General features: G+C 61.1%; 1 protein-coding gene. It reads right to left on the bottom strand.

Annotated features, from left to right (window positions below; all coding sequences use genetic code 11):
• Window positions 1–25: 25 nt before the first annotated feature.
• Window positions 26–640 (bottom strand): integrase core domain-containing protein (locus tag RBB63_RS23585; protein ID WP_309387899.1); only part of this gene is annotated, 615 nt, incomplete at its 5' end.

Below are 640 nucleotides of genomic sequence, written 5' to 3'. Positions count from 1 at the left end.
GGTAACACTTGTGCGGGGACATGGGTTACACATTTGTTTGGATTGGTTTGAGTGTTCGATAGATATGTTTGGGTTTGTTGGGGAGCTCGTCGAGGTCGATTTGACCGATGATGATGGCTCCGTATTGGACGTGATAAATGCCGTTTGTGTGGGTTGGTCTGATGGCCAGGTCGAGTCCTTCGAAGGCCTTGCCGATGTAGAAGCTGCGGTTTTTCAAGGTGATGCCGCCGCCGCACCTGACTCGGCGGATGAGGTAGTCGCTGGGGTAATCTGGCGTGAGGAGCTGCTCGGGGAAGCTGCGCAGACTTGGCTGATAGCGGCTCGCCGGGGTGGCCAGGCCGAGGGCTTCGTGCGGGCGTTGGTGATTGTAAATCTCGCGGTATTGGTCGAAGGCTTGTTGGGCGTGCGGGAGGTCGCGCAGGTCTTGCCGGCTGAGCAGATCGGCCTTGAGCGTGCGGTGGAAGCGCTCGTCCTTGCCCTGAGTTTGCGGGTGGTAGGGGCGCCCGTGGATCACGCGCACGCCCAGACGCAGCAGCCACACGCCAAGGCGGCTGAGCTGTTCGCTGTCGCGGCAACCCCAGGGCGAACCGTTGTCGCAGAGGATGGTTTCGGGCAAGCCGTGGAGGCGGAAGACCGCCTC

It is taken from the genome of Cerasicoccus frondis, assembly GCA_031296915.1.
Lineage (GTDB): Bacteria > Verrucomicrobiota > Verrucomicrobiia > Opitutales > Cerasicoccaceae > Cerasicoccus > Cerasicoccus frondis.
The sequence above is the reverse complement of the archived record's forward strand: the minus strand, read 5'-3'. Positions and strand labels throughout refer to the sequence as shown.